The 13,792-nt window shown below is 48.6% G+C and carries 13 protein-coding genes and 1 tRNA gene; 10 read left to right on the top strand and 4 right to left on the bottom strand.

The genetic code is table 11. The features are described from left to right. Positions 1–222: 222 nt before the first annotated feature. Positions 223–1,116 carry a hypothetical protein gene (locus HNR77_RS22465; RefSeq protein ID WP_184189418.1) on the top strand — a complete coding sequence of 298 codons (894 nt, stop codon included), beginning with the start codon at positions 223–225 and terminating at the stop codon, positions 1,114–1,116. A gap of 61 nt (positions 1,117–1,177) precedes the next feature. Here HNR77_RS22465 and HNR77_RS22460 read toward each other — a convergent pair whose 3' ends face one another. Continuing rightward, positions 1,178–2,356, bottom strand: coding sequence for a MalY/PatB family protein (locus HNR77_RS22460; protein ID WP_184189416.1), 1,179 nt, complete (start codon positions 2,354–2,356; stop codon positions 1,178–1,180). A 325-nt stretch (positions 2,357–2,681) separates the two neighbouring features. Between HNR77_RS22460 and HNR77_RS22455 the strand changes: the two genes are divergently transcribed. After that, the gene (locus HNR77_RS22455; RefSeq protein ID WP_184189414.1) at positions 2,682–3,371 is read left to right on the top strand and encodes a stalk domain-containing protein; all 690 of its coding nucleotides are present in this window, start codon (positions 2,682–2,684) and stop codon (positions 3,369–3,371) included. Positions 3,372–3,501: 130 nt separating this feature from the next. Here the strand turns inward: HNR77_RS22455 and HNR77_RS22450 are convergent, their stop codons facing one another. Then, a complete protein-coding gene (locus HNR77_RS22450) occupies positions 3,502–5,520 on the bottom strand; it encodes a S9 family peptidase (RefSeq protein WP_184189412.1) in 2,019 nt (672 codons plus the stop codon). Between the two features lie 240 nt (positions 5,521–5,760). Here HNR77_RS22450 and HNR77_RS22445 point away from each other — a divergent pair, with 240 nt between their 5' ends. From HNR77_RS22445 to HNR77_RS22425, 5 genes are all read left to right on the top strand, one after another. Then, positions 5,761–6,297 carry an STM3941 family protein gene (locus tag HNR77_RS22445; RefSeq protein ID WP_184189410.1) on the top strand — a complete coding sequence of 179 codons (537 nt, stop codon included), beginning with the start codon at positions 5,761–5,763 and terminating at the stop codon, positions 6,295–6,297. Between the two features lie 144 nt (positions 6,298–6,441). After that, positions 6,442–6,837, top strand: coding sequence for a GntR family transcriptional regulator (locus HNR77_RS22440; protein ID WP_184189407.1), 396 nt, complete (start codon positions 6,442–6,444; stop codon positions 6,835–6,837). Further along, on the top strand, positions 6,830–7,528 hold the full coding sequence (locus HNR77_RS22435; protein WP_184189404.1) for an ABC transporter ATP-binding protein: 699 nt from the start codon (positions 6,830–6,832) through the stop codon (positions 7,526–7,528). Before HNR77_RS22440 ends, HNR77_RS22435 begins: the two co-directional genes overlap by 8 nt. Continuing rightward, positions 7,525–8,262, top strand: a complete 738-nt coding sequence (locus HNR77_RS22430; RefSeq protein ID WP_184189401.1) for a hypothetical protein — start codon at positions 7,525–7,527, stop codon at positions 8,260–8,262. The genes HNR77_RS22435 and HNR77_RS22430 overlap by 4 nt, the downstream gene beginning before the upstream one ends. Positions 8,263–8,345: 83 nt before the next feature. After that, positions 8,346–8,846 (top strand): LURP-one-related/scramblase family protein, encoded by a 501-nt coding sequence (locus HNR77_RS22425; protein ID WP_184189398.1) that lies wholly within the window; start codon positions 8,346–8,348, stop codon positions 8,844–8,846. A gap of 34 nt (positions 8,847–8,880) precedes the next feature. Here the strand turns inward: HNR77_RS22425 and HNR77_RS22420 are convergent, their stop codons facing one another. Beyond that, on the bottom strand, positions 8,881–9,723 hold the full coding sequence (locus HNR77_RS22420) for a WYL domain-containing protein (RefSeq protein ID WP_260410777.1): 843 nt from the start codon (positions 9,721–9,723) through the stop codon (positions 8,881–8,883). Further along, positions 9,689–11,044: a helix-turn-helix transcriptional regulator gene (locus tag HNR77_RS22415; RefSeq protein WP_184189394.1), complete on the bottom strand. Its 1,356-nt coding sequence runs from the start codon at positions 11,042–11,044 to the stop codon at positions 9,689–9,691. The genes HNR77_RS22420 and HNR77_RS22415 overlap by 35 nt, the downstream gene beginning before the upstream one ends. A 150-nt stretch (positions 11,045–11,194) precedes the next feature. Between HNR77_RS22415 and HNR77_RS22410 the strand changes: the two genes are divergently transcribed. The 3 genes from HNR77_RS22410 to HNR77_RS22400 all read left to right on the top strand — a co-directional run bounded on the left by HNR77_RS22410 (position 11,195) and on the right by HNR77_RS22400 (position 13,792). Continuing rightward, a tRNA-OTHER gene (locus HNR77_RS22410) sits at positions 11,195–11,294 on the top strand. Positions 11,295–11,462: 168 nt separating this feature from the next. Further along, on the top strand, positions 11,463–12,956 hold the full coding sequence (locus HNR77_RS22405; protein ID WP_184189392.1) for a TROVE domain-containing protein: 1,494 nt from the start codon (positions 11,463–11,465) through the stop codon (positions 12,954–12,956). A 44-nt stretch (positions 12,957–13,000) separates the two neighbouring features. Continuing rightward, a complete protein-coding gene (locus tag HNR77_RS22400; protein WP_184189390.1) occupies positions 13,001–13,792 on the top strand; it encodes a nucleotidyltransferase domain-containing protein in 792 nt (263 codons plus the stop codon).

The raw sequence follows: 13,792 nt of genomic DNA, 5'->3' as shown, positions 1-13,792 counted from the left end.
TAGCTTGACCAGAACCATTGCATGGAATATATTAGAAAAAGTAAAGATTCAATTGAGTAGTTATTTCGCTGAATCTCATATGGTATGTTTTGATGGGGAAGCACCCGTAAGAGCAGGCACAAGCCTGACTTACGGGTGCTTTTTGTCGTGACCAGAATGGTTCAGTGTGTGTAGCGACGCTGGTGTATTCACTATTTTTGATGTGATGAAGGGGGAACCAAGATGAATAAACAACTACGGGTATCTGAAACAGACAAACGATTACATGCATTCGGAACACCGAATCAACGGGGCCTGTTTAAGTGCGTTATCTTATTCATGTTTATGTTCGGGGTGGGAATGACCTGGGATGCAGCAACCGCGTATGGGGAGGGTCTGGAACTAAATGTAAATGCACAGAAAGCCTGGGATACCGTATTAAACAAGGCCGATGCATCGGCCAAGCGTTCCCTGCTGCAGGCATATGAAAGTGCGGGGAAATGGAAGACGCAGGAAGGGGTGTGGCAGCAAAAAATCAAGCAGCTTCACAAAGCCAATGCGGATGAACTTGTGCAGCTCCGGAAGGCAATTCGGGAGACGGATGCAGTCAAGCTGACGGCTCTCCAAAAGTCGCTTGAGGACACACAAGTACGTTATGAGCCTTTATTTAACCTCTATCGTTCCCTGAACCAACAAATGTCTGCCGCCAAGGCTGTTCAGAATAAGGAATGGAGAGCAGCCCTTCACGCTCAGGCCGAGACGCTGAAGCCGTTGGTGAAGCTGGCAAGGGAGGATATTCGAACGAGGAAGGCAAGCCTTGCTGAAGCTCGAAAGCAGAAGAATGCTGAAATCAAGCGGCTGAGAACCATGTTAATTGAAACAACTGCTGTAAAAAAGCAGATACAAACAGCCCAGAAGCAAGTCAGCTTGGCCAGAGAACGATACGCCAGTGTATTGCGGAGCTTCAAGCAAATATTAAAAAAGGTGGAGCCCGCACGGACATTAACTGCTCTGAATTCACTTGCAGCTGCGGCTGAGAAATGGGCGAGTGCGAGGCAAAATATCTATACACTGGAGCAGAAGGTATCTGAAATCTACGTTAAGGTAGGTAAGGAGGTCAGGAGCCGTCCTAAGTAACCTACAATAAAGAAGGTGCCCTGTAGTCCGCCATGGCGAGACTCCTGGAGCACCCTTATGTTTACTTGTTAAACAGTACAGATAATCTGCGCATTGCTTCTTCAACCGTAGCACGTGAACAAGCGACGTTAATACGCATAAACCCGGCACTTTCTGCTCCGAACACAGCGCCATCGTTGAAGGCGAGCTTGCCCTCATGCAGCAGTTTGCGGGTTAGTTCGGCATGAGTCATGCCTAATCCACGGAAATCCACCCATAACAAGTAGGTTGCTTCTGGCAGAAGCACGTTGATGCCAGGTATATGCTCTGTAATATACTGCTGCACATACTCCATATTACCGCGAATGTAAGTGAGACACTGGTCAAGCCATTCCTCGCCTCCATCGTATGCAGCCACGGTAGCAGTAGCCCCGAATGTGCTGATGCTGGACAGGCCCATCGTCCGTACACCCAGAGCGAAGCGTTCTCGCAAATCAGCGTTTGCAATAATAATGTTGGATGTACACAAACCAGGAATGTTAAACGTTTTGCTCGGTGCTGTGCAGATGATGCTGTAGTTTGCAATCTCCTCCGAGATCAGACTAAGCGGTGTATGAGCACCGCGCTCATATATAAGATCGGCATGAATCTCATCTGATACGATGAGTACATTGTATTTCAGACACAGCGAGGCGAGTCCTTCCAGTTCCTCCCGGGTCCATCCCCGTCCAACCGGGTTGTGAGGGCTGCAGAGAATCAGCATTTTGACCTTGCCGGTCTGGAAGCTTGCTTCCAGCTGTTCCAGGTCCATCGTATACTTCCCTTGCTTTTCAAACAATGGATTGGTGATCAGTTCCCGGCCTTGACCTCTCACTACATCATAAAAAGGAGGATACACCGGAGTCTGAATAACTACGGCATCACCTGGCGAAGTGAATTGCTGTACGGCTATGCTGAGTGCGGGTACGATGCCTGGTGTAAATACAATCCAGTCTGATTGAATTGTCCAGTTGTGGCGGCGCTCCATCCAGTTGATAACGGCCGCTTGATAAGCATCTGTCTGCAGAGTGTAACCAAAAATACCGTGTCCCACCCGTGTCTGCAAAGCTTCGATAACAGAAGGGGGAGCGGCAAAATCCATATCGGCAACCCACATCGGGAGTGCGTCTGTCACACCAAAGAAGTGCTCCAGCCCGTCCCACTTTTCGGAAGCGGTGGATAAGCGGGGAATAGGTGTATTGAATGTGCTCTGATTTATCATAACTAGAAGTCCTCCTTGAGTTGTGGTTGCATTGTGTTTCTAGAAAATATCTAAAACATCATCCTATATATCATCGGATACATCTTCTATTTTCGCAACTTCCAAACCATTTTTATGTGCCCCAGGTCCTGATTTGGCGAGATAACGTTTACACTGTTTAATCCAGTGCTTATGATAGGGCTAATGTGAAATGCAAGCTAGTTATGCATTCAGCATTTATGGATAAAGTACACTGTTAAATGAATTATTTGAATGCTAAATATGGATTCATGCAATTACAGGGATGAATAGTATCCTTGAATTAAGACTTGGAGGCGATTTGAATATGAAGAACAAAAAGTGGTTGATTGGAGCCAGTGTATTTGGCATGGTGCTGACAGGATCAGCGGGTGTGTATGCAGGAAGCAAACTGGAAACAATCAAGGCTTACCTGAACCATGGGCTTGCAATTGAAGTCAATGGACAAGCCTTCACACCGACAGGTGATCAGGGCAAGAAGCTTGCGCCGATTACATACCAAGGCAGTACCTATCTTCCGGTTCGTTCTATTGCCGAGGCGTTGAAGACCGAAGTGAAATATGATGCCAAAGCGAATAAGGTGAGCATCGGTTCTTCGAGTTCTTCAGGTGGCTCGTCCTCAACGGGTGGTGGTGAATCAACCACTCCTTCGACAGGCACAAACACACAAGCGTCAGGAGTGAAGTCCAAATATTTGCCAGCGGATTTCCCACTGCCAAAGGATGCCAAAGCGACCAGTCTGATCGAGAACATCATGGACGGCAACAAGAAGGTGTCTCTCACCTACACGACCAAAGAAAGTCTGACAACGATCGGCACAGACTACAAAAACTATTATCAGACCAAAAATCTGACCCAGAAGAGTGAGGATATTCAGGCTGACGAATTCAGTTTTATCGGCCGTGAGGAAGGTAAATATGCTATTTCCATTACAGGCAATGTGTCTTCGGAAAATAAGGATTTGAATGAAATTACGGTGATCTGGGGAGAGGAGTAGTCTCGATACTGACAGTCCTTAACCAGTAACCAGTTGATGAAATAGAAAAAGCCGTTTGCCTGTGAGCATGAGCGATTACAGGTAAACGGCTTTTCGTATGATCAGGTTAACCCGTCATTATTGGCTAACCCTACAGGTATTCATTAAACCAGCCCACGATATGCTCTAACCGTCGAACTCTCAGATACGGATGGCCGCCGCGAGATAGCTCATGGTTAGCCCCCGGGAAACGAACGAGCCGTGTCGTCTGCTTGCGTCGTTTCAAGGCAACATATAACTGCTCGGCCTGCTCGATCGGGCAGCGAAGATCCTGTTCTCCATGGAGAATGAGCAGTGGTGTCTGCATGTTGCCAACATATGCGAGCGGCGAATGTTTCCAGAGCTTTTCAGTATCGTCCCATGCATTACCGCCAATCTGATCCTCCGTGAAGAAATACCCGATATCACTGACACCATAGAACGACAGCCAGTTGCAGATGGAACGCTGAGTGACAGCCGCTTTGAAGCGATGGGTATGTCCCACGATCCAGTTGGTCATAAAGCCGCCGTAGCTGCCACCGGTGACACCAAGTCTGGCTGGATCGATAAACGAATATCGGGATACAGCGTAATCTACACTTTCCATCAGGTCGCGGTAATCGCCGCCCCCATAATCTCCGCGACATGCATTCACAAATTGCTGTCCGTACCCCAACCCTCCGCGTGGATTGATATATACAACAGCATAACCTTGTGCGACCAGCAGCTGGAACTCATGCATAAATGTGAAGCCGTACATCATATGTGGTCCGCCATGAATCTCAAGAATGGTCGGGATCTTGACCCCGTCCACCACACCATCAGGTTTCATAATCCATCCTTGCACACGCAGCCCATCCGTGGTATCAAACCAGAAGGTTTCCGGTGTACACAGCCAGATGTCCTGCTCAAGCTGCGGATTACTCAAGGTAAGACGGACCGCCTTGCTTTCAGGATCATTTGGGCTTTCATACAAATACAGATCACCAGGATGCTGCGTGTCGGCTGCAGCGGCTACAATCTGTCCCTGTTCCAGTTCGGCAAACTGGTAGACCTCACACTCATCAGGCGACAGATACTCGGCATGGCCTCCATCTAATGGAAATCTGGCAATGCGTACACTGCCGTGGATACTGGCCAGACAGAGAATAGATGAGCCGTCTCGTGAATACACCGGGCCAGTCGGCACGAGATGGGAGCGCATGTCACCCACAAGGCTGTGGTTCAACTGCACGTCCCAATGTGAACTTAAACATGCAGGCTCTCCACCTGAGATAGGCAGTATGTACAGCTTCGCAAGGGTAGCGTTACCATAAGTGCGATCGCTGGCAAGAAGGGCCAGTGATTGTGCATCAGGTGCAAAACATAGCCGATAGAATGTATACCCTTCAGGGGTTAATTGTTGTATGTCTGATCCGTCGGGTTTGGAGGTATACACATGGTTGGTCAAAGAAAAATCAGTGTGATGTTCGTCTTCCGCGGGTATATGAGTAATCCATGCAATGCGTGTACCATCCGGTGACCAGGCATAATCTCCAATATCATAGTGACCGGATGTTACAGGAATAGCCTCTGCCCTTACGGGGGCAATCACAAAAAGATGAGCCCGTTTGCCATTCCATAACCCGCTCTCATCCGATTTCATGCGAATACGGTCAACGATTAATTCTTGAGGAAGCAGCTTCTCCGCACTGTCGTCCTCTCGGGAATCTGCTGCGCTGATCTGCTGCTTGAGGGAGATGTCCACGGCAGACTTAACAAGCAGACTGCTTCCATCTGGCGACCATAGAAAAGAATTCACCCCATGCTGCAGCTCACTGATCTGTTGAGCCTCTCCGCCATCCGAAGCGATTAGCCATACTTGAGCTTGTCCTTCAGACTTGCGTATAAAAGCAAGCTGTGATCCATCCGGTGACCAGGCCGGGGAATGATCATATTCTCCGAATGTGAAGGGCTTGTCTTTCCGACTGCTGAGGTCAAGCATCCGCAAGTGAGAACGATAACCGTCATGTTTGTCGTTAGTTTGCCGACTAACATAGACCAGCTTCCCACCCTGTGGAGACGGAACCGGATCGTTGACCCATGTAATCTGATACAGATCTTCGGATGTTATGCCGCGTTTTCCGTTCATCATATGTCCTCCTGCTCTTCTTGAGAGATTGGATAATTTCCTAAGCTTTCCATTTATATTAACGGAAAGAAAGGTAGAGGACAACAACGATGCCTGGCTAAACGGAGGAAGGATAATATTTTTCTTCACGCACAAAAAAAGAAAGGAAATGTTTAAGAGCAGCTCGAATGGTTTAATGTACAATGCAATTCCTGTTTTGATCTGCGTATTTATTCAGTCGCAAGAGGGAGGATGTTACGCTTGAATACACCTTATGAACAGCATGTGGAATATCCGAGCAGGAAACGGATGGCTTGGCTTACAGCAGGGGCAGCACTTTTTGTATGCGCAGGTTTTTTTCTGATATTTGACCAATCTTTTAAGCCGGGTGCTTCGATCATTTCTAGTGTGATTGGCTTCGCAGCCATTCTTTTTTTTGGAATATGCTTCTGTTACAGTCTGATCAAGATGATCCGGAAGGAACCCTCCTTTGTCATTCATGAGCAGGGGTTTATTGATTCTTCCTCCTATACTTCGGGCGGAGAAGTTGCCTGGAAGGATATTGAACATATATTTATGTATGAGTTGATGGGGCAAGAGATGATCGGTGTGAAGCTGCGAGACGAAAAAGCATTTCTGGAGCGCCAGAACGGAATGAAGCGCAAGCTGATGACGGCTAACAGCAATATGGTCGATGCAACGATCAGCATAGCTCAGAGCAGTATTAGTCTTCCGCTGGATCAGCTTTATCTTATGATGATGAGTCATTGGCGGCATGCCAGGGACAGCAGGGGATAATTTTAAACGATCGAAACGAAGCAGGTCTTGTGGATCTGCTTTTTTTTGCGTTGTATTGGAATCATATTGAAATGGGCTTTACAGTATTGTATAACTAGTGTACTATGTAACTAACACACCAATACAGAAAGGAGAGAGAACATCATGCCTATCGAATTCGATAACAATTTACCGATCTATCTGCAGATCATGCAGTACATTAAACGTCAGATTGTAACCGGTACGCTCAAGGCGGGAGATAAAATTCCTTCGGTACGTGAGCTGGCTGCCGAATTGCAGATTAATCCGAATACCATACAACGTACATTTCAGGAGCTTGAGCGGGAAGAAGTGGTAGAAACGAAGCGTGGATTGGGCAGATATGTAACAAGTGAGGAGTGGAAGATCATGCAGATCAAGAAAGAAATGGCTGGCGAGCTGCTGGAACGTTTCCTGACCGGAATGCAGGAGCTCGGAATCAAGGAGCAGGATATTGTGTCGATTGTGACAGACGCTTTGGCAGAAGGAAGTCAGGGGAAGGGAGAGCATATACATGAGTAACATACTTGAACTTGATCAGGTGAGCAAGACATATGGACGAAAACAGGCGTTGCACAACGTTTCGCTGACAGTTGCTCCGGGACGAATTGTAGGTTTGCTTGGCAGCAATGGCAGCGGGAAAAGCACATTGATGAAGCTGGTTGCAGGTTTGCTGCATCCTGCGAGCGGAAGCATTCAGGTTACAGGCAAGCCAATCGGTCTGGCGACGAAGTCACTTGTTTCCTTCATGCCAGATCGTCCTTTAACCGAGAAATGGATGAAGGTACGGGATGCGATTGCGTACTATCGCGATTTCTATGATGATTTTGATGAGAGTAAGGCGCAGGAGATGCTGGCTTTTATGAGTCTGGCAGAGAATGATCGTGTGAGTCATCTATCAAAAGGCATGAACGAACGGCTGCAGTTAACACTGGCTATGTCTCGCAAGGCGAAGCTGTATTTGCTGGATGAACCGATCGGCGGAGTAGACCCGGTAGCCAGAGGCAAAATTCTGGATGCCATCGTGAAATTTTACGATGAAGACAGCAGCTTGATCATATCCACACATCTGGTCAAAGATATTGAACGTATTTTTGATGAAGTGATTTTTATTCGCGAGGGTAAGCTGGTCATGCACGAAGAAGTTGAGACGATCCGGCTGCAGCATGGAAAAAGTGTAGACGAGATGTTTAAGGAGGTTTATGCTGAATGATGACAATGTTGAAGTATGATTTTAGGAGAAGCTGGAATACATTGCTGGCAGGGCTGGTTATTTTGATTCTTGTTCAGGTGGGGCAGACCCTATTTCTGTCTAATGTTACCGGCAATGTACTGGGCATCATGGCATATGTTGGCGCAGGGGTAGCCATTTATGTGAGAATGATTAAAACCTATACCGCTAACATCCGCTCGTACAATCGCCGTCTTATTCCTGTAACAGGGCTGTCGCATGTGTTGTCACCTTTAATTTTCGGGGCGCTAAACTTCTTGGGTCTGCTGCTGATTGGATTCATACACTTCTACCTGTATACCAAGCTGAAGCTCGGACTGAGTTTATCGGATATTAATATGACGTATATGAGTGTCGCGGAGGTCATAAGTACATTGTTGTTTGCAGGCTGGATTGTGTTGTTTATGACCGTCATCATCTTTTTCTCCATCAGTGTAGCAGGTACTTTCCGCTGGAAAACAGGCCCATGGATCGGGATTGTTACGTTCCTGATTATGGTTAACCTGCTTAGCTGGCTGGAAAATGCGATTTTTTCCGGGAAGTTCAGTCCGAATGATCTGTTTCAGTTCACCGAAGAAAGCACAGGAATTTCCTTTACCGCGAATGGTGTAATCTGGGCAGAAGGTCGTTGGGGAAGCACGGTGTTTGAAATCGGACTTGCTGCGCTGCTGGTGTGGGGAATCATCTATATGAACAATAAAAAGGTGGAAGTCTGATCACTACGCCAAGTAAAAGAATACGGAACTCATGTAACGGGCAGTCAAGCTGCTCGTATCTTTTTTTGGAAGGAGCAGGAGCTATGCAATTGTACTTCAGAGATAACTTTTTTAATGCCGGATATACCGAAATTATGAATGCGGATCAGGAACGCGCAGGGTACCTGGATTTGAAAAGTATATTTGGGTCATCACTCGATGTCTCGAATGAAACCGGGCTGGTCTGCAGCGGCAAATTCCGCATGTTAACCAATCGGTGGGATGTAACCGCATCGGATGGCACGCATTGGGGTGTACTGAGAGCGAGATTCAGCTTTTTTAGCAAAAAATATGAATACGATGCAGGCTCGCGCGGCATTTATGATGTATCTGCTCCCGCCTTCTCACAGGAATATGATGTGACGGACGGAGCCGGACGTATTGTTGCAAGCTTTCGCCGAACAAGCGGCTGGTTCAGCTCCGGGGCATTTGTACTGGATAACCAGTCGGAAAATCTGGACACCTACGAATTGGTTGCTGTGGTCATGGGAGTACATGCGATTAACAAAAGACGGAATGCTGCGAACAGCAGCAGTTCTACATAACGGCTGGCACCGTCAGCATTCCGCTTTTTTTGGCTTATATCGGTTTGGAATGGTTATCCGCTTGTGCAGCCGCAGTTTCCTCCACAAAGGTAGACTCGGAGCTTGCGTATTGAGCCAGCACTTTGGCGGCTGTTTCGGACATTCGTTCCCGCAGGGCAACGCTGTCTGCGATGCGAACCCGTTTGCCGAGAAAGCGCATTTTGGACAAAACATAATCCACTTCATTTCTCGTCACCGTCAGCACAATTCGGTACATATGATTTTCCTCGTTATATTCGACCTGTCTCTCAAAGCAGGAGAAGGCATACAGAATACGGGATAACTCCGCATTAAACGCTGGCAGCACCTCAACGGTGATGGTCGTCTTGCGTTTCTCTGTTAACAGGGCGATGCTTGCTTTATATCGAGCTGCTGCTTCGGGTTTGATGGACCTGGGCTCCAGCTTTGTGATGCTGTGCAGCTTGGTGGACATTAATCTGGCAAAGTGCGGGGCATACCAGAGTACATACCACTCCTTTTTGACCATGGAATATTCAAGCTTATACGGAAAACCGAATTGCTCCTGGCTGGTACGCCCATGGCGAATACGGCCTGTCATCTGAAAGCCTTGACCTTGCAGTATCATCTGCCGCAGCGGTCTAAGCAGCGGGTGAAATACACTGCGTTCTTCACTTTTGGCCTTCTCGGTCAGCTCCTCCTGTACGTCCAAGTGCTGCTCGTTTTGCAGCATATTGTTCAGCTTTGCCCACGTATTTGGATGCAGCGCCTCCTGTGCAGCCTCATGTTTCATCATCAGGCGCAGCCAGGCCCGTTCCTGTGAAGTCCAGGTGAACAGCCCGGTTTCATTCAGCCTCGTCATCATCTGGTAATTGAACATCTTCTCGAACAGGTTCATAATATGCCGCAATCTCCTTCCATTCCTCAATCATCTCCTCACGCAGCTTGAGCGGAGCCAGAATCTCACAGCTGGAGCCGAAGCTGCGCAGCCAAGGCTTGATTTCCGTAATGCCGTTCACCCGGATTTCATAGAGAAAGGTATAATCCGTCTCCGGCGTAATCGTTCCCCACTGCCCTTGCAGCCGGACTCGATCCAGAATAAAGTTGCGCTCACCCTCCTGTGGGTGGAAAAAACGTGCTCGCACTGTGACCGGGCGGCCTGTATCGACAAGCCAGCTGTAGCGGCTGATCTCGGCCCATTCCTTTTTCAACGCTTGCATATGCTCTTCTTCGATCGGGTGAAGCTCCTCCAGCTGGGTGATGCCCTCCATTCTGAACTTTACAAATCTCCGGCGGTTCTGATAGCCAATCACATACCAGCGTCCATACTGGTGATCATACACCACCTCAATCGGGATGATCCGGTTGGAGCTTCCGCCCGCTTCGCGTTCAAACTTTGGATTCGTGTTTTGCGAGCTGTAGCTGGACGGTTTCTTCGGTGAAAAATATTGAAACTGCACACGTCTGCGCTGACGAATGGCCCCTAGCAGCGGATAGAGATGAGCTTCGTCCAGAATGCGCGAATAATAATGATATTTATAAATATATGGCTCGGTTGCTTCTTCTTGCGGGAAATGAGGTGTAATGATTTTTTTCAGACTATCCCGCAGTAAATATCCCTGTACGGACGGAACCTGTGTGTTCGCCATGATATCAACAAAATCGTACAACTCCAGCTGCTCCTCCGGAGTTAGCTGTGTCAGCACATCCTGCTGCAAGGCATAGCGATAGGGGCGCCCGCCGGGCTCTTTGCGAATGACACCGACATCCTCCAGGTATTTCAGATCAGCGCGTATGGTCTTCTCATCTGGCAGGGCCAATTCCTCGGGCAGGTCTGCGCAGCAGGCATCCAGCAATTCCATCGCGGTCAGCGCAGCGTCCTGAAGGGTATGTAAAATGACGGACAAGCGTTCGATCTCGGTTTCCTTCATCGATTTGGCGCGAAAAAGAAAGAGCAGCAGCGGCTCGGCAGACTCGCCATACTGAAAGCGTACAAGGTCGGACAGTTCCGACCCGACATTCGGGGCTGCTGGCTGATCCGTCAGGCTCTGATGAATATCTCTGAGCTTGCGCTGGGTTTTATCAAAGGTATGTACGGATATGCCAAGCCGCTTGGCATACTGCTTGCGATTATATGCGCCGCTGGTCAGAGACAGCATACGCAGGAACTGAATTTCTTTATCAAAGCTTTCTTTAGCCATGGATTTCACTCCCGGTTGGACTGTGATTCTTTAATTGTATCAGGATAAACGCAAGCTTTCATAGCAAAGTTGCACCAATGCATCGCAAGTCGCCATACTTTCACCATGTTCGTGTATGACGGTGTGAAGCATAATAAGGATGTGAAGCGGGGCGGTCAAGAAGCCCGGCTGATCCGAATTCCGAGGCGCCCGGGAGGGTTACTTCGACTGTTAATCGGCCAGGTCATTGGTTCGAATCCAATCGCCGCCGTTCATGGCGGTGTAGCTCAGCGGTAGAGCAGGTATAACCTTCCCCCCTTTTTCCTCGGAATCTTTGCATTAAATCTAACCCATTGACGATAGCGCTTGAAGCATATCGAACTGAAATATTGAAAGAGATAAGACTGGAGAGAAGTCTCATACAGGGAGGTGTTGTGTGGTGAGCAGAGCAAAATCATTATTTGATTCTAAAAAGCGAGCCGTATCCAATCATGACGGATATGATGCCTATGCGCGGCTGATCGAGGAACAATACATTCAGATGCTGATGACAAACACGATGAATAATACTTTTTATGCCGATGAACAGCTGCTGATGCAGGAAGCGGCAAGCAGTCATCAGGAGATGGCAGAGCTGGATACAGATTTTATGGCGCGGGCGCTGGTGTATGCCCGGAACGAAGGATTCATGCGTTTGCAGCCGCTGTATGGCTTGGCGGTATTGTCCAAGATCGCTGCAGAGCCGTTCGCGCAGGTGTTCTCGCTTGTGGTGAAGACACCTGCCGATCTGGCGGACTTTCTGACGATTCTGAGAGGAAGCGGGCGCGGGCAGGGAGGGCGTGCAGTGAAGCGGCAGGTCAGTCATTTTCTGAATGAAATCAGTGAATACTGGGTGATCAAGTATAATGGACGGGGGCGCGGGTACAGTCTGGGTGATATGGTCGCCACCGCACATCCCAAACCAAAGGACGAGAAGCGACAAGCCTTGTTCCGTTATCTGCGCGGACATGAGACGGACCTGACAAAACTGCCTCAACTACAGGCACTGCACAAGCTGAAAAAGACACGTAACCCGGCCAGTCAGCTGCATCAGATTGAGAAAGGCAAGCTGCCGTATTCCGTTGTGACTTCTATCCTTCAGCCGACACGTTCTGTATGGGAAGCGTTGATGCTCCAGATGCCAATGTTTGCGCTGCTGCGCCATTTGAATGCCATGGATCGTGCGGGTGTTTTTGAAAAAAAGAAAAATGTCGATTACGTCACACAGCGTTTAACCGATATTGAAGCACTGCGTCAATCGCGTATTTTACCTTTTCGCTTTGTCAAAGCTTACGAGATGGTACAGCGTGCAGGACTGCGGGAAGCCTTGCAGCAGGCAGTGGAGCTGTCGATTCACAATCTGCCGCCGCTTCCGGGCAGAACAGCCATTTTCCTCGATCGCTCGGGCTCCATGCAGGGAGACTATTTACGTATCGGTTCGGTGCTCGCGCTGGCGCTTTACAAACAAACCAAGGGCAAATCGCTGTTCTGGTTATTTGATCATCAGGTTGAGGATGCCCATCCCAAGCTGGATGAGGGCATCCTGGCTCAGGCGTACCGGATTCAGGCGAAAGGCGGAACCGACACCGGGCGACCTGTACGAGAGCTGCGTGAGGCTGAAGAAAGGGTAGACCGCATCATTATGATTACAGATGAGCAGCAGAATGAAGGAAGTCCATACTACGCAGAGCTTGAACGTTATCGACGCCTGATGAATCCGGATCTCCAGGCATTTATTGTAGATATTAGCCCTTACCGGCAAGCCTTGGTTCCGCCGCGGGATGGTCAGACCTTTTATATCTACGGCTGGAGTGAAACCGTGTTGACCTATATTGCGGAGACCGTAACTGGATATGAGACCATTGCGAAGCGAGTACGGGAAATGCCGTTATAAAATAGAGAGTTTGGGATATGGGAAAGAGAAGGAGGAGAGCAGGCATGACGGGTGTTGATCAAAAGATGAGAGAAATCATTGCGAAACAGCTCACGCAGATTGAACAGGAGGAGCAGGTTCGCATTGTATACGCTTGTGAGTCAGGCAGCCGGGCGTGGGGATTTCCTTCACAGGATAGTGACTACGATGTGCGTTTTATATATGTCAGGCCCCTTGAATGGTACCTGTCGATTGAAGATCAGCGGGATGTCATTGAACGACCAATCAGTGACCAGCTGGATATCAACGGATGGGATTTACGCAAGGCGCTGAAGCTGTTCCGCAAGTCCAACCCGCCGCTGCTGGAGTGGTTGCAGTCTCCGATTCAATATGATGAGCGATATAACGTGGCAGAACAGATTCGGGCGTTGTCTCCGCTGACATTCTCACCGAAGTCGTGTATGTATCATTATCTGAACATGGCCAAGGGAAATTATCGGGATTACTTGCAGGGCGAACAGGTGAAGATCAAGAAATACTTTTATGTGCTCCGTCCTTTGCTGGCTTGCGGCTGGATTGAACGGTATGAGAGTATGCCTCCGATGGCGTTTGAGGAGCTGGTACAGGCTCTGATCCCGGCGGACACATCTCTGCATGCTGAGATTCATGAGCTGTTAAGAAGGAAAAAGGCCGGAGATGAGATGGACCTGGAACCGCAGCTTCCAGCCATTCAAGCATATGTGACAGCTCAGATTGCACATGTAGAAGAGCTTGCTGTGGAAATGTCAGGTCAGGATTCGGTAGAAGTTGAAGCATTGAATTTCATTTTTCGCAAGGCTATACAGGAGGTTTGGTAG

Origin of the sequence: Paenibacillus sp. JGP012 (assembly GCF_014203995.1) — a bacterium.
Lineage (GTDB): Bacteria > Bacillota > Bacilli > Paenibacillales > Paenibacillaceae > Paenibacillus > Paenibacillus silvae.
The sequence above is the reverse complement of the archived record's forward strand: the minus strand, read 5'-3'. Positions and strand labels throughout refer to the sequence as shown.

Bases quoted from the DNA above. Each gene is read 5' to 3' on its own strand.
- HNR77_RS22460 (WP_184189416.1), bottom strand. From the start codon at position 2,356: ATGATAAATCAGAGCACATTCAATACACCTATTCCCCGCTTATCCACC.
- HNR77_RS22435 (WP_184189404.1), top strand. From the start codon at position 6,830: ATGAGTAACATACTTGAACTTGATCAGGTGAGCAAGACATATGGACGA.
- HNR77_RS22425 (WP_184189398.1), top strand. From the start codon at position 8,346: ATGCAATTGTACTTCAGAGATAACTTTTTTAATGCCGGATATACCGAA.
- HNR77_RS22430 (WP_184189401.1), top strand. From the start codon at position 7,525: ATGATGACAATGTTGAAGTATGATTTTAGGAGAAGCTGGAATACATTG.
- HNR77_RS22440 (WP_184189407.1), top strand. From the start codon at position 6,442: ATGCCTATCGAATTCGATAACAATTTACCGATCTATCTGCAGATCATG.
- HNR77_RS22400 (WP_184189390.1), top strand. From the start codon at position 13,001: ATGACGGGTGTTGATCAAAAGATGAGAGAAATCATTGCGAAACAGCTC.
- HNR77_RS22415 (WP_184189394.1), bottom strand. From the start codon at position 11,044: ATGGCTAAAGAAAGCTTTGATAAAGAAATTCAGTTCCTGCGTATGCTG.
- HNR77_RS22420 (WP_260410777.1), bottom strand. From the start codon at position 9,723: ATGTTCAATTACCAGATGATGACGAGGCTGAATGAAACCGGGCTGTTC.
- HNR77_RS22455 (WP_184189414.1), top strand. From the start codon at position 2,682: ATGAAGAACAAAAAGTGGTTGATTGGAGCCAGTGTATTTGGCATGGTG.
- HNR77_RS22465 (WP_184189418.1), top strand. From the start codon at position 223: ATGAATAAACAACTACGGGTATCTGAAACAGACAAACGATTACATGCA.
- HNR77_RS22450 (WP_184189412.1), bottom strand. From the start codon at position 5,520: ATGAACGGAAAACGCGGCATAACATCCGAAGATCTGTATCAGATTACA.